Genomic DNA, 20,925 nt, shown 5'->3' on the forward strand with positions numbered 1-20,925 from the left:
CGGTCAGGCCCGGACGACGGTCAGCGACTCCTTGCTGTCCGCCAGGTCGACCCGGACGGTGTCGCCGTCGCGTACCTCGCCGGCCAGCAGCGCCTTCGCCAGCCGGTCGCCGATCGCCGACTGCACCAACCGGCGCAGCGGCCGGGCACCGTAGATCGGGTCGTACCCGTGCTCGGCCAGCCAACTCCGGGCCTCGTCGGTGACGTCCAGGCCGAGCCGCCGGTCGGCGAGCCGCCGGCGCAGCCGGTCGAGCTGGATGTCCACGATGCCGCGCAGTTCCTGACCGGTGAGCGAGGCGAAGACCACGATGTCGTCGAGCCGGTTCAGGAACTCCGGCTTGAAGTGCGACCGGACCACCGCCAGCACCGCCTCCCGGCGCTCCTCCTCGCCGAGCGTCAGGTCGGAGACGACCGCCGAGCCGAGGTTGGAGGTGAGGATCAGGATGGCGTTGCGGAAGTCGACGGTACGCCCCTGGCCGTCGGTGAGCCGGCCGTCGTCGAGCACCTGGAGCAGTACGTCGAAGACGTCCGGATGGGCCTTCTCCACCTCGTCCAGCAGGATCACCGAGTACGGCCGGCGGCGCACCGCCTCGGTGAGCTGGCCGCCCTCCTCGTACCCGACGTAGCCGGGCGGGGCGCCGACGAGCCGGGCCACCGAGTGCTTCTCGGCGTACTCGCTCATGTCGATCCGGACCATGGCCCGCTCGTCGTCGAAGAGGAACTCGGCGAGTGCCTTGCCCAGCTCGGTCTTGCCGACGCCGGTCGGGCCGAGGAAGAGGAAGCTGCCGGTCGGGCGGTCCGGGTCGGCGACGCCGGCACGCGCCCGGCGTACCGCGTCGGAGACCGCGGCCACCGCCTCGGCCTGGCCGACCACGCGGGCGCCGAGCGACGACTCCATCCGGAGCAGTTTCGCGGTCTCGCCCTCCATCAGCCGGCCGGCCGGGATGCCGGTCCATGAGGCAACCACGGCGGCGATGTCGTCGGCGCCGACCTCCTCCTTGAGCATCGCCCCGTCGGCCTGCAACCCGGCGAGTTCGGACTCGGCCCGGGTCAGCGCGGCGTTCAGCTCGGGGATCCGGCCGTAGCGCAGTTCGGCGGCGCGTTCCAGCTCGCCGTCCCGTTCGGCCCGCTCGGCCTCGCCGCCGAGCCGTTCCAACTCCTCCTTGGTGGTGGAGATCCGGGTGATGTGATCCTTCTCCAGCCGCCACCGCTCGCTGAGCGCGGTGAGCTGCTCGCGCTTGTCGGCAAGTTCCTTGCGGAGCCGTTCGAGGCGCTCGGCCGAGGCCGGGTCGGGCTCCTTGGCCAGCGCCATCTCCTCGATCTCCAGCCGGCGTACCGCCCGCTCGATCTCGTCGACCTCGGTGGGCCGGGAGTCGATCTCCATCCGGAGTCGGGAGGCGGACTCGTCGACCAGGTCGATCGCCTTGTCCGGCAGGAACCGCTCGGTGATGTACCGGTCGGAGAGGCTGGCGGCGGCGACCAGCGCGGCGTCGGTGATCCGTACGCCGTGGTGCACCTCGTAGCGCTCCTTGAGCCCGCGCAGGATGCCGATGGTGTCCTCGATGGTCGGCTCGCCGACCAGCACCGGCTGGAAGCGCCGCTCCAGCGCCGGGTCCTTCTCGATGTGCTCGCGGTACTCGTCGAGCGTGGTCGCGCCGACCATCCGCAGTTCGCCCCGGGCCAGCATCGGCTTGAGCATGTTGCCGGCGTCCATCGAGCCCTCGCCCTTGCCGGCACCGACGACGGTGTGCAGTTCGTCGAGGAAGGTGATGACCTGGCCGTCGGAGTTCTTGATCTCCTCCAGCACCGACTTGAGCCGCTCCTCGAACTGCCCCCGGTACTGCGCTCCGGCGACCATCGCGCCGAGGTCGAGCGAGACCAGCTTCTTGTCCCGGAGCGACTCGGGGACGTCACCGGCGACGATCCGCTGGGCCAGCCCTTCGACGATCGCGGTCTTGCCGACGCCGGGCTCGCCGATCAGCACCGGGTTGTTCTTGGTACGCCGGGAGAGCACCTGGACCACCCGGCGGATCTCGGCGTCCCGGCCGATCACCGGGTCGATCTTGCCGTCCCGGGCGCTGGCGGTGAGGTCGACGCCGTACTTCTCCAGGGCCTGGTAGGTCTGCTCGGGGTCGGCGGTGGTGACCCGCCGGTCGCCGCCGCGTACGGCGGGGAAGGCGGCGACCAGGTTCTCCTCGGTGGCGCCGGCCTGCTTGAGGGTGCCGGCGACCTCGCCGCCGACCCGGGCCAGCCCGGCCAGCAGGTGTTCGGTGGAGGTGTACTCGTCACCGAGCGGCCGGGCGATCTGCTCGGCCGCGCCGATCGCGTTGACGAACTCCCGGGCCAGGCTCGGCTCGGCGACGCTGGATCCCCGGGCGGCCGGCTGCTTCTCCACGGCCCGGGCGGCGGCCCGTCGGATGTCGGCCGGATTCGCCCCGACTGCCCGCAGCAGTCCGGCGGCGGTCGAGCCGCCGGTGTCCAGCAGGGACAGCAGCAGGTGCCACGGCTCGACGGTGGCGTGGCCGCGCTGGTTGGCGGTGGCGACGGCGCCGGTGATGACTTCGCGGCTCTTCGTGGTGAGACGTTCGGCGTTCATGGGCTCCCAATACGGTCCGCCGGCCGTGGGCACGGGCCGGCATCGGCAGCGTGGCGGGCGGCGACGCCGCACCCGGCGACACCACCTCCAGTACTGACGACACAACCAGAGTTGAGTCTATTCCACTCAACTCTACGGTCGTGACGTCGGTCACATTCCGCTCAACCGCACCCCGACCCACCGCCGGTCGGTACCGGAGCCGAGGCCGAGCCACGCCTCGCCACTCGGTGGATCCGCGGCGAACAACGTGCCGTCGTCAAGTATCCGCAGGTAGTGCTCGCCGACCGGCCAGGCCAGTTCCGCGTACCGGCCGTTGACGACCAGCCCGGTCCCCTCGGGCGACGAGACCACCAGCCGGCCGGCGCCGAGCGGCACGGCCGAGGTGAACCGTTCCGGCCGGCCCACCGGCTCCACCGGCAGCCAGCGGGCCGGCTCGTCGACACCGACCCGCCGCCACAGCCGGGGGAACCGGGTCCGGTCGTCGGCGTGGTAGCCGACCAGCCAGGAGTCGCCGTCGGCCGCCATCGTCGGCAGCACGGCCCCCAGACCGCCGTCCACCGCCGGCAGCGCCGTCGTCCGCCAGCTCCGCCCGCCGTCCGGCGAGACCGACGCGTACGGGCGGCCGTCGGCGAACCCGCTGACGAGCAGCCGGTCACCACTGCTCGCCACCCCGGAGATCCCGGGCAGTGGCGGCTGGGTCGGCACGTCCCGGCGCTCCTCCCCGGCCCAGCGCACCACCCTCGGCGGATCGTCGCCGTCGCAGCAGACCTGGTAACTCCCCTGCGTCGGGTGGTACGCGGCCGGCGGCTGCTCGCCCGGATAGTGCCGGAAGCTCCGGCCGGCGTCGACGGAGACGTACCAGTCCGCCGGCTGGACCCAGAGCACCAGTCGACCGTTGCCGGTGTAGAGCTGCTGGAAGCCGGCCGGCTGCGGATGCCGGAGCCGCTGCCAGGTACGCCCGCCGTCGCCGGTACCGAAGAGCAGGTTGGTCGCGTTCGGCCCGGAGGGTCCGGCGGCCGGCGTACCCGGGCCGGAGGCCGCGCCCGTGCCGTTGTCGACGAAGAGCGCGTAGCCGCGCGCGGCGTCGGTGAACTCGAACTGGTGCAGCACCGCGCCCGGCGGAACGGCGAGCCGCACGTGGCGTGGCTCCACCGTCGGCGCCGGGTCGGCCGGCCCCGGCGGTGGGGCCGGCGCGGCCCGCCGGATCTCCCCGATCGGGCCGGTGGTGCAGCCGGCGACGAGCGCGCCGGCCACGACCGCCGCCAGCACCGATCCGGTACGCCCTACCGAAACGCCCATCGGTCACCTCCACAGAGCACCGAGCCCCCGACCGACGGTACGGTTCCGCCCCGCGCCGCCACACCCCGCGTACCGGCCGGTTCAACCCTCGATCGACATACGGGTAACGTTGGTTACGTGCGAGTACGTGTGGAGCAGACCGCGTTGCCCGGGATCGGCGTACGCCACGACGTGGTGACCGCGTCCGGGCGTCGGCTCGGTGTGGTGACGCACCGCAACGGTCGACGGGATCTGGTGCTGTACGACCCCGACGATCCCGACTCCTGCACGGCAGACGTCCCGCTCACCGACGACGAGGCGGAGGCGCTGGCCGACATCCTCGGCGCCTCGCTGATGCTGGGCCAGCTCTCCGGGCTGCGCCAGCAGGCCGCCGGGCTGCTCACCGAGCAGATCGCCATCCCGGCCGGCTCGCGGTACGTCGGCCGGCGGCTGGGCGACACACAGGCACGCACCCGTACCAGCGCGTCCATCGTCGCGGTCCTCCGGGAGCGCGAGGTGATCGCCTCACCCGATCCGACCTTCCGGTTCGAGGCCGGCGATGTCGTGGTCGTGGTCGGCACCCGCCAGGGACTCGACGGTGTCACCGCGATCCTCGCCGAGACCGATCCGGACGGCTGAGGCGGATGCATCACACCACAATCCTGCTCATCGAAGTGGGCGCGCTGCTGCTCGCCCTCGGACTGCTCAGCCGGCTCAGCCGGCGGATCGGGCTCTCGCCGATCCCGCTCTACCTGCTCGCCGGGCTCGCCTTCGGGCACGGCGGGCTGGTGCCGCTGTCTGCCAGCGAGGAGTTCTTCGAGGTCGGCGCCGAGATCGGTGTGATCCTGCTGCTGGTCATGCTGGGCCTGGAATACTCCGCCAGCGAACTGGTCGGCAACCTGCGCGCGGCGGCCCCGGCCGGGCTGTTCGACGGTCTGCTCAACGCGTTGCCGGGGGCGGCCTTCGGCCTGCTGCTCGGCTGGGGCTGGGTCGGCGCGATCGTGCTGGCCGGGGTCACCTGGGTCTCCTCGTCGGGCGTGATCGCCAAGGTACTGGCCGACCTCGGCCGGGTCGGTAACCGGGAGACCCCGGTCATCCTGTCGGTGCTGGTCATCGAGGACCTGGCGATGGCGCTCTACCTGCCGCTGGTGACCGCCATCCTGAGCGGCCAGAGCCTGCTCGGCGGCGGCATCGCGCTGGCCATCGCGGTCTTCACCGTGGTGCTGGTGCTGGTGGTGGCGATCCGGTACGGCAACTTCATCTCCCGGATGCTCTCCGCCAAGGATCCGGAGGCGCTGCTGCTCGGCGTACTCGGGCTGACCCTGCTGGTCGCCGGCATCGCGGCCGGGCTCCAGGTGTCGGCGGCGGTCGGCGCGTTCCTGGTCGGCATCGCGCTCTCCGGGCCGGTGGCACACAACGCGACGGAGCTGCTCTCGCCGCTGCGGGACCTCTTCGCCGCCGTCTTCTTCGTCTTCTTCGGGCTGAACACCGACCCCCGGGCCATCCCGCCGGTACTGCTGCCGGCGCTGGCGCTGGCCGTGGTCACCATGGCCACCAAGGTGCTCACCGGTTACCTGGCGGCGAAGCGGGTCGGCATCGGCCTGCCGGGTCGGTGGCGGGCCGGGCTGGCCCTGGCGCCCCGGGGCGAGTTCTCCATCGTCATCGCCGGGCTGGCCGTCGCCACCAGTGTGGTCAACCCGCAACTCGGCCCGCTGGCCACCGCGTACGTGCTGATCACCGTGGTGACCGGCCCGATGTTGGCCCGGTTGCCCGACTTCGGGTGGTTCAAGCGCTGGCTGCGCCGGTCGGCTGCGGCTGGTCCGGCACCGGCTCCGGCGACGGACTGAGGTGGGGCGCGGCACGCCCGCGCCCCACATTTCGGGATCACCGTTCGGCCGGTACCAGCACTGCGTAACGGGTTGATGAAATAGCACGTGGCGACCCTTTCGCAGGCTGGCAACAGCGCGTTACCGTGTCGCCGCAATAGCCACAGGTACTTGCGGGGGCCGGGGCCCGGCAGCCGCGTGAGCGGAAAGGCGGCCCGTTGAGCGTGCAGGATTCTGCGTTCCGGGGCTTTGCCAACCCGGTGGACCCCTCTCCCGCCGAGCTTCGGGCCTGGGCGTACGAGCCGGACTCGGTGCCGCTGCACACCATGCCGAAGGACTGGGACCTGCTGGTCTCCGGTGACCGGCTGATCACCACGTTGTTCGACCTGGCGATGGACCAGTCGTGCCCGGCCCGCCGGTTCGCGCTGCACTGTCTCTACATCTACGCGGCGGACGGCATCCGGACCAAGTTCCAGGCCCACCCCAAGCGGCGGCTGCGCAAGCTGGTCGAGCAGGCCGAGCGGAACGGCGACGAGCAGATGGTCATCTGGGCGCACAACACCCGGATGCTCCAGGCGAGGCCGGAGCTGTTCGACTACCGCGACTGGTGTGAGGGCGGCCTGGTCCGACAGGCCCGCCGGCTGGGCTGACCGCGACTAGCTTCTCCAGCGGACCGGGCGTCGTGCTCCGGCCCGGGCGCTGACCGCCGGGCGGCTGGCGTTCGGTCGGGGCGACCCGCCGCCGGCTTGGTCGACCGGTCGATGTCGGGGCGGGGCCGCCGGGCGAGCGAGCGGTGGGCCGGGACCCCCCGTGGCCCCCGGACCACCAGTCACCTCTGGTGCCGGCGCGGAGCACGGGACCTGACCTGCGTACCGGAGGACCGCGAGATGCGGTCGTCCGCACCACTGGTCAGGTTACTGATCTCGTCGGCCGCGCGCGCCGGAACCGGGCAGCCGGCGGGGCCGGGCAGGAAGAGCTGGCGCTCGAAGACCTGTCGACGAGCGCCAGCGGGGATCTTCGGTTGAGCCGAGCGACGCCGACCGGCGGCTGTCGTACCGGCGTACGTCGACGGTGCGCTGCGCTGGCCGCGCCGGGACCCGGTCCCGGACGGGCCTACTCGCACCGCATCCAGTTGAAGTGGTACGTCGTGCTGACGCTGCCGTCGACCGAGTCCATCATCAGGAAGCTGGTGCTCCTCGGGTCCGACGTACCGCGACTCACCCGCAGCTCCGTGTTGATGTTGAACAGTCGGACCACACCGCAGGGGGCGTAGACCAGCTCGGCCACGTCGGTGACGTCGGTCGTCTGCCAGTTGTCACTGGTCGGGCCGGCGATGTTGTGCGTCCGCATCGCCGTCGGCGACTGGCCCTGGATGTAGTAGCTCGCCCGCTGCATGCCGCTGGCACCGCGTTCGAGATGGGCGAAGCCGCGGTAGTCGGCCTGCCCGATCGCGTACGTGAAGCCGCCCGGGACGTTCACCTGGAGGACCAGTTGGCAGTTCTTCCGGAAGTCGGTCGGCGCGGTGCCGGCGCCGGCCTGGGCGAGGTAGTCGCTGTAGGTCACCGTGAACGCCGTGTTGTCCGGCGCCGTGGCGACCGCCGCCGTGCCGGCCCGGCAGCCGGACCCGTTGACCGTGACTACCTCGATGGTGATGCGCTCGGCCGGCGGATTGGTCGTCGGGACGGGGTCGGCGAGTACCGGCAGGCCCATCAACGACGCCGCCAGACTGCCGAGAACCAACGTGTGCAACATTTCCGGGCTCCCTTCGGTCACCGTCGCGCGGGCCGTTCTGCCCGCGCGATGTATCACCTTTCATCCATCGATCGGATGGCCTCTTTCACCGGGCGCCCGCGCCCGCCAGTGCCGGGCGGGCGGGGCCCGCCTCCGGGCCGGGATGTCGTAACGGCAGCTCGGCATCCCGGCCCGGAGGAGACGTGTCAGGACTCGGGGCACTTCTTCCAGGCGAAGTGGTAGATGGTGTTGATGCCGCCATCCGTCGAGTCCATCGCCATGAAACTCGTGGTGGTCGCCGGGTTGGACGTCCCGACGTTCACCCGCAGTTCGGTGTTGATGTTGAGGAACCGCATCTCGCCGCAGGGGGCGTAGCTCACCGACGTGAGTTCCTCGGTGTCGGTCGTCTGCCAGCTGTCGTCGAGCGGGCCTCTGAACGAGTGGCTCTTGTACGTCGTCGGCGAGGAGCCCTGGAAGTAGTAGTTCGCCCGCGACTGGGCCGTCGCGCCGTTGGCCAGATACGCGTAGCCGCGGTAGTCGGCCTGGAGAATCGCGTAGGTGAAGCCCTCCGGAACGTGCACCTGGAGGGCCAACTGGCAGTTTTTCCGGGAGTCGGTCGGCCGCGCCCCCACGCCGACCTGGGCGAGATAGTCGCTGTACGTCACCGTGAAGGCCGTGTTGTCGGGGGCGACCGCGACGGCCGCGGTCCCGGCCGGGCAACCGGAGCCGTTGATGGTGATGACTTCGATGAGAATCTTCTCGTCCGGAGGCTCCACGGGCGGATCCGTCGGGATGACAATCGCGCCGCCAAGCAACGAGGCAACGAGACTGCCAATGGCCAGCACACTGATCATGGGTTCCCTCCCGATCGTGGCGATAATGTCGCGCGCGCACGCACACCCTAGCTCTATTTATTGATGTCCGTCAATGTCTTATAGACGAATCCGCAACAGAGCGAAACACGGTACGACGACCCGAAGCGAAAAACGCAAGGGCCCCCCGAGTCGGCACGATGGACATTAACCATTCCATCGGCCACCCCGGGGGGCCCTAATTCGCGTCAGCCCCGCACTCTGCCGTCAGGGGACGCGGCACGGCGGCGCCGTCAGCACTCTTTCCAGCTCAGGTGGTAGATGCTGCGCACACTGCCCCGGCTCGAATCCATCGCCATGAAGCTCGTGCCGCTCTCGGCATCACCGGCGTCCAACCGCAGCTCGGTGTTGACGTTGAGGTTGCGTACCTGGCCGCAGGGCGCGTAGACCAGGGTCGCGGCGCGGTCGGACGTACGCCAGCCGCCGCTGTACGGCCCGGTGAACTCGTGGCTCGTCTGTGCGGTCGGCGAGGTACCCATGAAGTAGTAGTGCGAGTACTGCGCACCGGTGGCCCCGCGCTGGAGGTACGCGAAGCCCTGTAGGTCCACCTGGGCCACCGCGAAGGTGAGCCCCTGGGGAATCTGGACCTTCAGGCTGAGCTGGCAGTTCTTTCTGAACTCGGTCGGCTTCGCCCCGGCACCGGCCAGCACGAAATAGTCGCTGTAGCTAACCGTGAAGGCCGTGTTGTCGGCTGCGGTGCTCACCTCGGCCGTCCCGGCCGGGCAGCCTGAGCCATTGACGGTCTCCACGCTGATGGTGATCCGCTCGGCCGGGATCACCAAGGGCTCGGTAGCCACCGTCGAGGCAAACAATGCCGCGAGTACGCCGCCGACAGCCATCACGTTGGGCATGGTAGTTCCTTCCGGTCGTCGCGATGCGGTCGCGCCCGAGCCCACCATAGTCAGAACATAGATAGCCGTCAATTAAACAATCTTGTTACCAACCACATTTTCTGGAACTGCTGATCAATTCTGTCGACGCCGGCCACAGGCAACCGCAGGGCCGCGACATAGCGCGCACCGGGACACCACTCGGCGACTCGCCGCCCCGTACCCCACATCGGACCGGATCGACGAGTTCGCTTCATGACCTTCGCCGTGCGTACGCCGGAAAGATCAGCCGATCGGAAGATCAGCGAAGTTCCGACGTCACCGCTATGTACGGTGAAGCCTCACGACGGGCCCGGGGTAATGGTTTCCGAGTCTTCCGACTAATGGATTCCCGAGAATCGGGCGTAATGTTCCCGAAACACCCGGGGTAATGGTTTCGGAGCACCCGGCGTCGTATCGGCGGCGTCCAGGGATCGACACCGCCTGCCCGGGAAGGCTTACCGGCGGATAACCCGGTTTCCGAAAGGCGTCCGGACCGGCCAGCCGGAATCCGGAAGGGTTACGGGCCGGACCCCGCCGCACGACACCGCCGGTCAGGCGAACGCTCCGTCGCCGTCGGGACCGCCAGAGCGGTCCGGACGTCAGGCCGACGGATCGCTGCTGCGGCGGGGGCGCCAGACGACCAGCGCGGTCGAGGGCCGGTTGGTCGGTACCAGATCCCGCCGGGGCAGGCCGCCGAGCGCCTCCAGTTCGGCCATCCGGCGGTACGCGGCCTCCAACTCGGCCTGAAGCCCGGCCACCCGCTGCTGGAGTTCGTCGACCAACTGCTCCAACACGATGATCCGCTTGATGCCGGCCAGGTTGACCCCGTCGTCCTGGCTGAGCCGCTGCACCTCGCGGAGCAGGGCGACGTCGCGGGCGCTGTACCGGCGCCCGCCGCCCGGCGCGCGGCCCGGCTGCACCAGCCCCATCCGGTCGTACTGCCGGAGGGTCTGCGGATGCATGCCCGCCATCCGGGCGGCTACCGAGATCATCAGAACCTTGGCATCGGACGCCTGCTCGATCGAGACGACGATGTACTCCTCAGCCACCTTGATCACCTCCGCCTTGCCGAAAGCCCCGTCGATCCTGCCAACTAGCTCAGTTGAAACGACGCACCCGGGCGTCGAGATGTTCCCGTCCGGCCGCCGGAGTCTGCGCCGCGAACGTCTCCAGCGCCTCCCGGGCCTCGGCCGAGAGCTGCTCCGGCACCACGATCTCCACGGTCACCAGCAGGTCACCGGCCTGACCGTCGCGCCGGGCCACCCCCCTCCCCCGGGCCCGCAGCGTACGGCCACTCGGTGTGCCCGGCGGCACCCGCAACGTCACCGCCGAGTCCAGCGTGGGCACCCGCAGGTCCGTACCGAGCACCGCCTCCGCGATCGTGATCGGCACGGTCAGCGTCAGGTCGTCGCCACTGCGCCCGAACAGGTCGTCCTCGCGGACCTTGACCAGGACGTACAGGTCGCCGGGCGGGCCGCCCCGGTCACCGGGCTCACCCCGGCCGGCGAGCCGGATCCGTTGGCCGTCGGCGACCCCGGCCGGAAACCGGACGTTCAGGGTGCGGGACTTGGTCACCCCGCCGGTACCCCGGCACTCCGGGCACTTCTCCTCCACGATCGTGCCGACGCCCTGGCACTCCCGGCACGGCTCGGAGAAGCTGAACGAACCCTGGTTGCGGGTGACGACCCCGGCGCCCCGGCACTGCGGGCAGGTCTGGGGCAACGTCCCCGGCTTGGCGCCGTCACCGTGGCAGGTGTCGCAGACCCCGGGCGCGCGCAGCGTCAACGGCACCGTCACGCCGCGTACCGCGTCGTCGAAGTCCAGCATCACCTCGGCCTCCACGTCCCGGCCCCGGGCCGGGCCACGGGTCCGGGTCGGACCGCCGCCGGAGAAGATCGAGCTGAACAGGTCGGAGAAGCCCGCCCCGCCGAACCGGCGGTCACCGCCGGCCGCGCCACCCGGCTGACCGACCCCGCCGAAGAGGTCGGAGACGTCGAACGGGTAGCCGCCCGGCCCGCCGGACCGGGCGTTGCGGCGGAACGCGCCCGAGCCGAAGAGCGAGCGCATCTCGTCGTACTCCTTGCGCTTGCGCGCGTCGGCGAGCACGTCGTACGCCTCGGAGATGGCCTTGAACCGCTCCTCCGCCTCGGCGTTCCCCGGATTGTGGTCCGGGTGCGATTCCCGGGCCAGCTTGCGGTATGCCTTCTTGATCTCGTCGGCGGAGGCGGACCTGGCCACCCCCAGCACGGCGTAGAAGTCCTTCTCCAGCCAGTCTTTGGAACTCATCGGTCGTCCACCCCCTCTCCCTGTGGCGCGGTCGAGGTGCCGCCCGCGACCCGTCCTACGGACGGTGCACGGAAGACACCTCGACCGCGATGCACCGGCTCAACCTCGCTCCGGCCCGGTTTCCGCTGTTGTCGGAGCACTCACTCCGGGTCGGCCACCGCGACCAGCGCGGGCCGCAGCAGCGAGTCGTTGACCTGGTAGCCGCGGCGCAGCACCTCGACACAGGTCGGTTCGGTCACCTCGGCCGAGGTCTGGTGCGCGACCGCCTCGTGCTGGTTCGGGTCGAACGGGTCGCCCTTCTCACCGAACGGCGTCAGCCCGAACTTGGTCAGCGCGGCGGTCAACTGCTCCGCCACCGTGCCGAACGGCCCGACCAGGTCGCCGTGCTCGCGGGCCCGGTCCAGGTCGTCGAGTACGGGCAGCAGCGCGGCCAAGACGACCCGGGTGGCCCGGTCCGCGTCCCGGGCCCGTTCCCGGTCCATCCGCTTGCGGTAGTTGGCGAACTCCGCCGTCACCCGCTGGAGGTCCCTGGTCCGTTCGTCCAGCTCGGCCCGCAGCGCCGCGAGTTCGGCGCCGAGCGGCCCGGGTCCGGCGTCGCCGGCAGCCGGCTCGGCGACCGGCGTCGCGGGAGCGTCCACCACCGGCCCGTCCGTGCCGGACGGCCGCTCCGCCGCCAGCACCTCGGCCAGTTCGTTGTCGTCGACGACCGGGGTGGCCGGGTCCGGATCGGTGGTCGCGATGTCCGGGGCGTCGCTCGTCGCCTCGGCCGGCTCGGTCGTCGCCTCGTCGCCCGCCACCTCCGGCCCGCTCTCGGTCGACTTGGCGTCGTCGACCGAGCCGGCGGCGGCGGTCGACGCGGTGTCGTCGACCTCTCCGGCCGCCACCACGGTCTCGCTGTCGCCGGCCGGCGGCTCCGGGTCCGGGTTCGGGTCCTTCGCCGCCAGCCCGGCGCCGCCGGACGTGCCGGCTCCGGCCGCTCCGCCGGAGCCCGGCTGGTCGCCGGTCAGGTTGATCTTCCGGTTGTTCCGGATGACGACGCCCTCGCCGGCCGTGCCCGAGGGCGCGGAGCCACCCGGCGCCGATCCGGTGGACGCCGGATCGGCGGCTCGTGGCCTGTCCGTCATACCACTACCTCAATCCGTTGTGCTTACGACCAGCCCGGGTACGCGGCGAACGCGTCGTCACTTCTTGTCGTCCTCGTCGACGATCTCCGCGTCCACCACGTCGTCGGCGCCGCCCTTGGCTCCGGTCGGACCGGCCTCCGGGCCCGCGCCGCCGGCACCCGGCTGCCCCGGCTCGGACTGCTGCTGCGCGTAGAGCAGCGAGCCGGCCTCCTGGGAGACCTTGAGCAGCTTCTCGTGTGCGGTCTTGACGTTCTCCAGGTCGGTACCGCCGAGCGCCGAGCGCAGGTCGCCGAGCGCCTCGTTGATCTGGTCACGCGGCTCGGCCGGCAGCTTGTCGCCGCTCTCGGCGAGGAACTTCTCGGTCTGCCACTGGAGCTGCTCGGCCTGGTTGCGGGTCTCGGCCTCGTCCCGCCGCCGCTTGTCCTCGTCGGCGTGGTCCTGGGCGTCCCGCATCATCCGCTCGATGTCGTCCTTCGGCAGCGCCGAGCCGCCGGTGATCGTCATCGACTGCTCCTTGCCGGTGCCGAGGTCCTTCGCGTTGACGTGCACGATGCCGTTCGCGTCGATGTCGAAGGTGACCTCGATCTGCGGTACGCCGCGCGGCGCCGGCGGCAGGCCGGTCAGCTCGAAGGTGCCGAGCTTCTTGTTGTACGCCGCGATGTCCCGCTCGCCCTGGAAGACCTGGATCAGCACCGACGGCTGGTTGTCGTCGGCCGTGGTGAAGACCTCGGAGCGCTTGGTCGGGATGGTGGTGTTGCGCTCGATCAGCTTGGTGAAGATGCCGCCCTTGGTCTCGATGCCCAGCGACAGCGGGGTCACGTCGAGCAGCAGGACGTCCTTGACCTCGCCCTTGAGCACGCCGGCCTGGAGCGCGGCACCGACCGCGACGACCTCGTCCGGGTTGACGCCCTTGTTCGGCTCCCGCCCGGTGAGCTGCTTGACCAGCTCGGAGACGGCCGGCATCCGGGTCGAGCCGCCGACCAGGATGACGTGGTCGACGTCGGAGACCTTGACCCCGGCGTCCTTGATGGCCTGGTCGAACGGGCCCTTGCAGCGGTCGAGCAGATCCTGCGTCATCCGCTGGAACTCGGCCCGGGACAGCGTCACGTCGAGGTGCAGCGGCGCCGACGGTGCACCGTCGCCACCGGCCGGACCGGCCGTGATGTAGGGCAGGTTGATGCTGGTGGTGGTGGCGGCGGACAGCTCGATCTTGGCCTTCTCGGCCGCCTCGCGGAGCCGCTGCATCGCCATCTTGTCCTGCGACAGGTCGACACCGTGCTGACCCCGGAAGGTCTTCACCAGGTGGTCGATGATCCGCTCGTCCCAGTCGTCGCCACCGAGGTGGTTGTCACCGCTCGTCGACTTGACCTCGATGACCCCCTCGGCGAGCTCCAGCAGCGACACGTCGAAGGTGCCACCACCGAGGTCGAAGACCAGGACGGTCTGCTCCTTGGAGCCCTTGTCCAGCCCGTACGCCAGCGCCGCCGCGGTCGGCTCGTTCACGATCCGCAGCACGTTGAAGCCGGCGATCTCCCCGGCCTCCTTGGTGGCGGTCCGCTGGGCGTCGCTGAAGTACGCCGGGACGGTGATCACCGCATCGGTGATCCGCTCACCCAGGTACGCCTCGGCGTCCCGCTTGAGCTTCATCAGCGTCCGGGCCGAGATCTCCTGCGAGGTGTACTTCTTTCCGTCGATGTCGACGGACCAGTTGGTGCCCATCTCCCGCTTGACCGACCGGATGGTCCGGTCCGGGTTGGTCACCGCCTGACGCTTGGCGACCTCACCGACGAGCACCTCGCCGTTGCGGGCGAACGCGACGATCGAAGGAGTCGTCCGCGAGCCCTCGGCGTTGGCGATGACGGTAGGCTCACCGCCTTCGAGAACGCTGACGCAGGAATTCGTCGTGCCGAGGTCGATTCCGACCGCACGTGCCATCTTCGCTTCCTCGCTTCGTTACAAGGCGGGTGACGGGCACCGGCCCGCAGCGCACCCACCGCAAGTTGAGTGGACCGGACTCAATAGTGCCACGATCCCCCGTCCGCGCAAAGTCGGACTTGAGTCACATCGACGCAACCCCCGGCAAGGCTTCTACCACCACGAATCCGTGCGGCGACCGGAGCATCGACGGCGATCGTGGCGATCCGGACACCCGGTCGGGGAACCGGCAGCCGACAACCGGCTGATCCGTAAGCAACCGTGCCTGTTGTCTGTGTTGCAGGGATCGGGCAGTCTTTACCCGTGACGACCCACGGCGATCCGGCCACCGGCCTCGGCACGCCCCCGGTCGGTGCAGAAGCCCCCATCGACGACATCGCTCGCGACCGGGCCGACGGGGCCGCGCGCCGGCCACCGCCGAGTTGGCCGCTGGCGGCCCCGGACCGGCAGGCGCCCGGACGCGCCCCGGAACCGGACACCACCCAGATCACTCCGGCCCGGCCGGCACCCGCGCCGGACGCCCCGGACGCCGCCGCCGAAGCCGGTCCGGCGCCGCAGGGCCGGACCGGTGCCGCCGACGGGCCGGACGGCGACGCCGGTACCGACCTGCGCTGGGCGCTGACCCGGCTGCGTGCCGCGATCGACGTCACCGCCTATCCGCTGAACCTGCCCGGGGCGGACGACGCCCGCCAGCTCGGCTCGTCGCTGCGCGCCCAACTCGCCGACTACCTGCTGCCCCGGCTCGCCCGGCTCGACGCGCCGCTGCTGGTGGTCGTCGGCGGCTCGACCGGCGCCGGCAAGTCCACCCTGGTCAACAGCCTGGTCCAGGCCCGGGTCAGCACTGTCGGGGTGCTCCGGCCGACCACCCGGTCACCGGTGCTCGTGTGCAGCCCGCTCGACTCGGCCTGGTTCCGCCAGGGTGACCTGCTGCCCGGCCTGACCCGGACCACCACCCCGGGAGACCAGCCGGACACCCTGCACCTGGTCACCGCGCCGGCACTGCCGGCCGGGCTGGCCTTCCTGGACGCCCCGGACATCGACTCGGTGGTCGACGCCAACCGGGCGCTCGCCGCCCAGTTGCTCGCCGCCGCCGACCTGTGGCTCTTCGTCACCACCGCCGCCCGGTACGCCGACGCGGTCCCCTGGGAACTGCTGCGCACCGCCCGGCTGCGCGGTACGGCGATCGCGCTGGTCCTCGACCGGGTGCCGCCGGCCGCCGCAGACGAGGTGACCGCGCACCTCGCCGAGATGCTGGCCGCACACCAGCTCGGCGCCGCGCCGCTGTTCGTCCTGCCGGAGACCGTGGTCGACGGCCAGGGGCTGCTGCCGGGGCGGCACACCGAACCCCTGCGCTCCTGGTTCGGCCGGCTCGCCGCCGACTCGGAGGCCCGGGCGGCGGTGATCCGGCAGACCCTGGACGGCGCCGTCGCCGCGCTCGGCCCGGCCGTCGAGAGCCTGGCCACCGCCGCCGACCAGCAGGCCACCGCCGCGCAGGCGCTGGACGAACGGGTCCGCAGCGGCTATCGCGGCGCCCGCCGTACGGTGGAGGAGGCGCTGCGGGACGGCCGGCTGCTCCGGGGCGAGGTGTTGGCCCGCTGGCAGGAGTTCGTCGGCACCGGCGAACTCTTCCGCACCCTGGAGGCCCGGGTCGGCCAGCTCCGCGACCGGCTCGTCGCGGCGATGACCGGTCGACCCGCCCCGAACGCCCAGCTCCGGACGGCGATCGAGTCCCAGCTCGTCACGCTGCTCCGCGAGGCCGCCGCCACGGCCGCCGAGCAGACCGCAGCCGCCTGGCAGACCCATCCGGCCGGTGCCGCACTGCTCACCGACGAACTCTCCCGGCCCACGGAAGACCTGCCGGAGCGGGCCGAACGGCTGGTCCGGGACTGGCAGCGGAGCGTACTCGAACTGGTCCGTACCCAGGGCGGCGACAAGCGGTTCGTGGCCCGCAGCGCGGCGTACGCGGTCAACGCCACCGGCCTGGCGGTGATGGTCGCGGTCTTCGCCTCCACCGCGTTCATCCCGACCGGGCTGGAGGTGGCGGCGGCCGGCGGCACCACCGTCGCCGCGCAGAAGGTGCTCGAAGCGATCTTCGGCGACCAGGCCATCCGGGCCCTGGCCACCCGCGCCCGGTCCGACCTGCTCGGTATGGTCGACCGACTGTTCGACGAGGAGGCGGCCCGCTATCTGGCCCGCACCGCGGCGGCCGGCGTCGACGCCGGCCACGGCGACCAGCTCCGCGAGGCGGCCCGGCTGGTCGACGCCGCGCGGGCCGACGCCGGGCCGGACGGCACCGAGACAGCCGGAGCGGAGGCGGCCCGATGACCGACATCCTGGGCAGGGTCCGGGACGTGTTCCGCCCTGACCAGCGCGCCGACCCGGACCGGCTGGTCGAGCGGCTGCACGCGGTCAACCGGTTCCTCGCCACCGTCGACGGCCACCTTCCCGACGAGCGGCTGGTCGCGGCGCACACCCTGATCGAACGGGCCGGCACCCGGCTGGCGCTCTCCCTGAACCACACCGTGGTGGCCCTGGCCGGCGCCACCGGCAGCGGCAAGTCCAGCCTGTTCAACTCGCTGGCCCGGTTCGAGATGTCGCCGGTCGGGGTACGCCGGCCGACCACCGGGGTCACCCACGCCTGCGTCTGGGGGCCGCTGGACGGCGCCGCCCGGCTGCTCGACTGGGTCGGGGTGCTGCCCCGGCACCGCTTCGTCCGGGAGAGCGCGCTGGACGGTGCGGACGAGGCGGCCCTGCACGGGCTGGTCCTGCTCGACCTGCCCGACTTCGACTCGGTGGAGTGGTCGCACCGCTCCGAGGTGGACCGGCTGCTCGGCCTGGTCGACCTGGTCGTCTGGGTGGTCGACCCGCAGAAGTACGCCGACAAGGTGCTGCACGACAGCTATCTGGGCGAGTTCCACCGGCACCGGGACGTCACCGTGGTGGCGCTCAACCAGGCGGACCGGCTGACCGCGAACGAACTGACCCGGGTACTGGCCGACCTGCGCCGGCTGGTCGACGCCGACCAGCTCGGCGGGGTTCCGGTACTTGCCACCTCGGCGCTCGGCGACGCCGGCACCGCGCCGCTGCGGGCCACCCTGGAGCAGGCGGTCGCGGAGCGGCAGGCGGCGTTGCGCCGGCTCTCCGGTGACGTGGACACGGTCGTCGAAGGGCTCGCCGACCTAGTCGACACCGGGCGGGCCGACGACGACGTGGACCGGCCGACGATCCGGCGGCTGATCGACGCGCTCGCCAGTGCGGCCGGGGTGCCGGCGGTGGCCGAGGCGACCGAGCAGGCGTACCGGCACCGGGCGGTGGCGGCCACCGGCTGGCCGCTGGCCCGGGGGCTGCGCCGGCTCAGGCCCGACCCGCTGCGGCGGCTGCACCTGGCCGAGGCTCCCGCCGAGCCGGAGCGCGTACCGGATCACGGTGGGCTGCTCGGCCTCGACCGCCCGCCGGTGGCCGCGACCTCGGTACCCGAGCCGACCGCCGCACAGCGTTCCGCCGTCGGGCTGGCCGTCCGGGCGGTCGCCGAGCGGGCCGGGGCGACCCTGCCCGCGCCCTGGTCGGCGGCGGTGACCGCAGCGTCCCGGTCCCGGCTGGCAGACCTGCCGGACGCGCTGGACCGGGCGGTGGCCAGTACCGACCTCGGCGTACAACGTCAGCCGATCTGGTGGCGGCTGGTCAACGCCGTGCAGTGGCTGGTGACCGTCGCCGCCACGGTCGGGCTGGGCTGGCTGGTGCTCGGCTACGCCGTACGCGCCCTCGGGCTGCCCGAACTCGACTATCCGCTGGTCGGGTCGGCACCGCTGCCCACCGTGCTGCTGCTCGGCGGCCTGCTCGCCGGCGTACTCCTCTCGCTGCTGGTCAAGCCGGTGATCAGGTGGGCCGCCCGGCGGGCCCGGTGGCGGGCCGAGGGCCGGATGCACGACGCGGTGGCCGAGGCCGCCCGGGGGTACGTGGTGACGCCGGTCCGCGAGGTGCTCCGGGCGTACGCCGAGGCACGGTCGGCACTGGCCGTCGCCGCGCCACGGTGAGCGCCGGCCGGTCCCGCCGGATCGTGGTCCGGGGCGGGCTGGCGCTGCTCGGCGTACTCCACCTCTCCTGGGGTGTGCCGGCCGTGTTGGCGCCGCGCTGGTTCTTCGACAACTTTCCCGGGTTCGGGCTCTCCTGGACGGCCGGCTATCCGCCGTACAACTCGCACCTGATGACGGATGTGGGCGGGGCGTTCCTGACCCTGGGAGCGATGCTGCTGGCCGCCGCCTGGCTCGACGACCGCCGGGTCACCGCCGTGGTGCTGGGCGGCCTGCTGATCTTCAGTACCGTGCACCTGGTCTTCCACCTGGCACACGCCGGCACGCTGACCAGCGCCGATCTGCTCGCCAGCCGGACCGTGCTGCTGTTCGGCGTGCTGGGCCCCGGCGCGCTGCTGATGCTGGACCGGCACCCTCGGGCGTAGGGTCGGTCCATGGCCTCGCCTCGCACCCCCTTTGAAGCCGTGCTGCATGCCGCCCGCGACGTGACCAAGCTCGACTGCGCGCTGGACGCCGAGATGCTCGGCACGGCACTGCTGGGCAGTGTCTACGCGATCGCGGAAGAGGACCGCAACAGCGCCGTCCGGGCCTTCGTGGGCGATTTCCTCTCCGCGACGTCCCGTCGACGTACCGCCGCCGCGACCACGATCCGGACCGTCTTCGCGGCCCTGGTGCCGGATGCCGCCGGCGCCGCGTCGGTCAAGCCGGGCGCGCAGGCGCCGTCCTGGTCCGGCCAGCTCGGCAAGGTACGCCTGACCGGCAGCTACGCCTACGGCGACGTGTACGGCGACCAGACCTCCTACCTCGCCACCTTCGCGTACGACGACAGTGCGGCCGGCGGTCCCGAACACGCCGTGGTGGCCCTGGTCGACCACAACATCGGCATCACCAAGGACGTCTTCGTCGGCGGCCCCGCCGAACGGATCCTCGGACAGGTCCGGGAGATGTGTGCCGGCGACGCGCTGACCTGGTTCCGCGAGGAGGATCCGGCCCGGCTGCGCGGCGAGGTTGCCCGACACCTGGACATCACCGACGAACTGGGTGACCTGCCCGACGAGGGCTCGCTGGCCACCGACCGGACCCTGGTCGGCGCCCGGTTGGCGCTGCTGCCCCGGCCCGCGCCGACCGCCGTCGTCGGCGACGAGCCCGAGCCGCTCTCCTCGGCCGAGCGGGACCGGCTGGTCCGCTCCTTCCTCGCCTCGCCGGAGGCGGCCCGGTTCGGCCTGCCCGAGGTGCCCGAGGCGGACCTCGCCTCGCTGCACTTCTGCCTGAGTCTGGTGCTGGACCACTCGGCGACGTTCTCCGACCCGGATCCGATGCGGTGGAGTCCGGCGGTGTCCGGCCTGTTCCTGCTCGACTGGGTGCACCGGCGGGCGGTACTCGACATGGACGACGCGGCGATGCTGCCCCGGGTGGTCCGGAGCTGGGCCGCGTACGCCAGCCGGCTCCGGGGGCTGCCGGCGGAGGCGACGACCCAGACCGACACCTCGATCGAGGAGATGGTGCCGGAGTTCGTCCGGCTCTACACCACCGGGGAGCGGCGCAGCCCGGCGACGGCGGCGGTGGCCCAGCTCATCGCCGACGGCGTGGACCCGAACGACCCGGCGGCGCTGGACGCCTGGATCGAGTCGAACCGCCAGCGCCTGGACGACGACCCGGCGTAGCGCGTCCTCGCGCTCGTCAGCGCTCCTCCGTCGACTCGAACCGCCAGCACCTGGACGACGCCGACGTAATGCGCTGCCGCGCCGTCAGCGCTCCTCGGTCGGCTGGCCGAGCAACCGGGCCCGGCGGGCGGTCAGCGCGGGCAGGTCCACCCGGATCGGCCACGGCTGCTCGGTGGCGAACGGTTCGGTGGTGTAGTGGGTCACGTAGCGATATTTCCGACTGCCTGGGTCGAGCACCAGCTCGGCCAGTGAGATGGTCGGCTTGTCCTCCTCCGGCACCACGATCCAGTACGCCGGGACGCCGGCCCGGGCGTAGAGGGCCCGCTTGGTCTCGGTGTCCCGCAGCGCCGAGGTCGGCGACACCACCTCGACCACCAGCAACGCGTCATTGATCGGGAACGGCGTACGCCGCACGTGCTCGGCCCGGGTGACCACCACGTCCGGCCGGGGTTCGTTGTGCTCGTCGACCGTGGTCGACTGGTCGGTGCCGATCACGTAATCGTCGGAGGGAATGGAATCCCAGAGGATGGTGGCGATCCAGCGCGTGACGGTGTTGTGGTCAAGCGTCTCTGACGCCGAGACGATGGTGTGCCCCTCAATCAACTCGCAGCGCCGGTCAACGTGGGGTGGAAGGTTCACGGGCGCCACGGTAACGGTGAGCACCGACAGTTTCACGCAACGACGACGGGGGCGGCGCGAGTGCGCCGCCCC

At 71.7% G+C, this 20,925-nt stretch carries 17 protein-coding genes; 7 read left to right on the forward strand and 10 right to left on the reverse strand.

Going from position 1 to position 20,925, the window contains the following annotated elements; translation table 11 throughout:
* Positions 1–3: 3 nt before the first annotated feature.
* Positions 4–2,595 (reverse strand): ATP-dependent chaperone ClpB, encoded by a 2,592-nt coding sequence (clpB, locus tag Pen02_RS19050; RefSeq protein WP_203867430.1) that lies wholly within the window; start codon positions 2,593–2,595, stop codon positions 4–6.
* A gap of 150 nt (positions 2,596–2,745) precedes the next feature.
* The gene (locus Pen02_RS19055) at positions 2,746–3,894 is read right to left on the reverse strand and encodes a hypothetical protein (RefSeq protein WP_203867431.1); all 1,149 of its coding nucleotides are present in this window, start codon (positions 3,892–3,894) and stop codon (positions 2,746–2,748) included.
* 117 nt (positions 3,895–4,011) lie between these two features.
* Between Pen02_RS19055 and Pen02_RS19060 the strand changes: the two genes are divergently transcribed.
* From Pen02_RS19060 to Pen02_RS19070, 3 genes are all read left to right on the forward strand, one after another.
* A complete protein-coding gene (locus Pen02_RS19060; protein ID WP_203867432.1) occupies positions 4,012–4,512 on the forward strand; it encodes a cation:proton antiporter regulatory subunit in 501 nt (166 codons plus the stop codon).
* A 5-nt stretch (positions 4,513–4,517) separates the two neighbouring features.
* On the forward strand, positions 4,518–5,720 hold the full coding sequence (locus Pen02_RS19065; RefSeq protein ID WP_203867433.1) for a cation:proton antiporter: 1,203 nt from the start codon (positions 4,518–4,520) through the stop codon (positions 5,718–5,720).
* Positions 5,721–5,917: 197 nt separating this feature from the next.
* A complete protein-coding gene (locus tag Pen02_RS19070; RefSeq protein WP_203867434.1) occupies positions 5,918–6,349 on the forward strand; it encodes a hypothetical protein in 432 nt (143 codons plus the stop codon).
* A gap of 463 nt (positions 6,350–6,812) precedes the next feature.
* On the opposite strand, the gene Pen02_RS19075 is transcribed toward Pen02_RS19070, so the two are convergent.
* The 7 genes from Pen02_RS19075 to dnaK form a co-directional block, all read right to left on the reverse strand.
* Positions 6,813–7,451 (reverse strand): DUF4360 domain-containing protein, encoded by a 639-nt coding sequence (locus tag Pen02_RS19075; protein WP_203867435.1) that lies wholly within the window; start codon positions 7,449–7,451, stop codon positions 6,813–6,815.
* 185 nt (positions 7,452–7,636) lie between these two features.
* Complete coding sequence (locus Pen02_RS19080; RefSeq protein WP_203867436.1) at positions 7,637–8,284, reverse strand: DUF4360 domain-containing protein; 648 nt, start codon at positions 8,282–8,284, stop codon at positions 7,637–7,639.
* A gap of 251 nt (positions 8,285–8,535) precedes the next feature.
* Complete coding sequence (locus tag Pen02_RS19085; RefSeq protein ID WP_203867437.1) at positions 8,536–9,153, reverse strand: DUF4360 domain-containing protein; 618 nt, start codon at positions 9,151–9,153, stop codon at positions 8,536–8,538.
* Between the two features lie 620 nt (positions 9,154–9,773).
* Complete coding sequence (locus Pen02_RS19090) at positions 9,774–10,166, reverse strand: heat shock protein transcriptional repressor HspR (protein ID WP_203867504.1); 393 nt, start codon at positions 10,164–10,166, stop codon at positions 9,774–9,776.
* 106 nt (positions 10,167–10,272) lie between these two features.
* On the reverse strand, positions 10,273–11,460 hold the full coding sequence (dnaJ, locus tag Pen02_RS19095; protein ID WP_203867438.1) for a molecular chaperone DnaJ: 1,188 nt from the start codon (positions 11,458–11,460) through the stop codon (positions 10,273–10,275).
* Positions 11,461–11,600: 140 nt separating this feature from the next.
* Complete coding sequence (locus Pen02_RS19100; RefSeq protein ID WP_203867439.1) at positions 11,601–12,584, reverse strand: nucleotide exchange factor GrpE; 984 nt, start codon at positions 12,582–12,584, stop codon at positions 11,601–11,603.
* Positions 12,585–12,641: 57 nt separating this feature from the next.
* On the reverse strand, positions 12,642–14,519 hold the full coding sequence (gene dnaK / locus Pen02_RS19105) for a molecular chaperone DnaK (protein WP_203867440.1): 1,878 nt from the start codon (positions 14,517–14,519) through the stop codon (positions 12,642–12,644).
* A gap of 486 nt (positions 14,520–15,005) precedes the next feature.
* On the opposite strand from dnaK, the gene Pen02_RS19110 reads away from it, so the two are divergent.
* The 4 genes from Pen02_RS19110 to Pen02_RS19125 are packed head-to-tail and all read left to right on the forward strand — an operon-like array spanning position 15,006 to position 20,214.
* Positions 15,006–16,844, forward strand: coding sequence for a GTPase domain-containing protein (locus tag Pen02_RS19110; RefSeq protein WP_203867505.1), 1,839 nt, complete (start codon positions 15,006–15,008; stop codon positions 16,842–16,844).
* Positions 16,841–18,553, forward strand: a complete 1,713-nt coding sequence (locus Pen02_RS19115) for a GTPase (RefSeq protein ID WP_203867441.1) — start codon at positions 16,841–16,843, stop codon at positions 18,551–18,553. The genes Pen02_RS19110 and Pen02_RS19115 overlap by 4 nt, the downstream gene beginning before the upstream one ends.
* Entirely contained in the window at positions 18,550–18,975 is a 426-nt protein-coding gene (locus Pen02_RS19120; protein WP_203867442.1) for a hypothetical protein, read from the forward strand. Before Pen02_RS19115 ends, Pen02_RS19120 begins: the two co-directional genes overlap by 4 nt.
* Positions 18,976–18,984: 9 nt before the next feature.
* A complete protein-coding gene (locus Pen02_RS19125) occupies positions 18,985–20,214 on the forward strand; it encodes a hypothetical protein (RefSeq protein WP_203867443.1) in 1,230 nt (409 codons plus the stop codon).
* A gap of 84 nt (positions 20,215–20,298) precedes the next feature.
* Here Pen02_RS19125 and Pen02_RS19130 read toward each other — a convergent pair whose 3' ends face one another.
* Positions 20,299–20,853 carry a Uma2 family endonuclease gene (locus Pen02_RS19130; protein WP_203867444.1) on the reverse strand — a complete coding sequence of 185 codons (555 nt, stop codon included), beginning with the start codon at positions 20,851–20,853 and terminating at the stop codon, positions 20,299–20,301.
* Positions 20,854–20,925: the final 72 nt, after the last annotated feature.

Source organism: Plantactinospora endophytica (assembly GCF_016862915.1).
GTDB classification, from domain to species: Bacteria; Actinomycetota; Actinomycetes; order Mycobacteriales; family Micromonosporaceae; genus Plantactinospora; species Plantactinospora endophytica.

Bases quoted from the DNA above. Each gene is read 5' to 3' on its own strand.
- clpB (WP_203867430.1), bottom strand. From the start codon at position 2,595: ATGAACGCCGAACGTCTCACCACGAAGAGCCGCGAAGTCATCACCGGC.
- Pen02_RS19065 (WP_203867433.1), top strand. From the start codon at position 4,518: ATGCATCACACCACAATCCTGCTCATCGAAGTGGGCGCGCTGCTGCTC.
- Pen02_RS19100 (WP_203867439.1), bottom strand. From the start codon at position 12,584: ATGACGGACAGGCCACGAGCCGCCGATCCGGCGTCCACCGGATCGGCG.
- Pen02_RS19115 (WP_203867441.1), top strand. From the start codon at position 16,841: ATGACCGACATCCTGGGCAGGGTCCGGGACGTGTTCCGCCCTGACCAG.
- dnaJ (WP_203867438.1), bottom strand. From the start codon at position 11,460: ATGAGTTCCAAAGACTGGCTGGAGAAGGACTTCTACGCCGTGCTGGGG.
- Pen02_RS19055 (WP_203867431.1), bottom strand. From the start codon at position 3,894: ATGGGCGTTTCGGTAGGGCGTACCGGATCGGTGCTGGCGGCGGTCGTG.
- Pen02_RS19085 (WP_203867437.1), bottom strand. From the start codon at position 9,153: ATGCCCAACGTGATGGCTGTCGGCGGCGTACTCGCGGCATTGTTTGCC.
- Pen02_RS19080 (WP_203867436.1), bottom strand. From the start codon at position 8,284: ATGATCAGTGTGCTGGCCATTGGCAGTCTCGTTGCCTCGTTGCTTGGC.
- Pen02_RS19090 (WP_203867504.1), bottom strand. From the start codon at position 10,166: ATGATCTCGGTAGCCGCCCGGATGGCGGGCATGCATCCGCAGACCCTC.
- Pen02_RS19125 (WP_203867443.1), top strand. From the start codon at position 18,985: ATGGCCTCGCCTCGCACCCCCTTTGAAGCCGTGCTGCATGCCGCCCGC.
- Pen02_RS19075 (WP_203867435.1), bottom strand. From the start codon at position 7,451: ATGTTGCACACGTTGGTTCTCGGCAGTCTGGCGGCGTCGTTGATGGGC.
- dnaK (WP_203867440.1), bottom strand. From the start codon at position 14,519: ATGGCACGTGCGGTCGGAATCGACCTCGGCACGACGAATTCCTGCGTC.